Annotated in this window: 1 protein-coding gene; it reads left to right on the top strand. The window is 63.2% G+C overall.

Annotated elements, in window-relative coordinates:
• Nucleotides 1–242 (top strand): AMP-binding protein (locus FE394_RS18920; RefSeq protein ID WP_319927869.1); only part of this gene is annotated, 242 nt, incomplete at both ends.

The following is a 242-nucleotide window of genomic DNA, read 5'->3' as shown; positions in this document are numbered from 1 at the left end:
GTGGTGTTTGAAGAATACGCTCTCAGCTATGATGAGCTGAACCGCCGCGCCAACCGGCTGGCCCATCATCTGCTGGCGCTGGGCGTGCAGCCGGATGATCGCGTCGCCATCTGCGCCGAGCGCAGTCTGGCAATGGTGGTGGGATTATTGGCCATCCTGAAGGCCGGCGGTGCCTATCTGCCGCTCGATCCGGCTTACCCGGCCGAACGGCTGGCCTATATGCTCAGTGATGCGGCACCGGT

The organism is Xenorhabdus littoralis (assembly GCF_033949345.1).
GTDB lineage: Bacteria > Pseudomonadota > Gammaproteobacteria > Enterobacterales > Enterobacteriaceae > Xenorhabdus > Xenorhabdus littoralis.
This window is presented reverse-complemented; position numbering and strand designations above follow the sequence as displayed.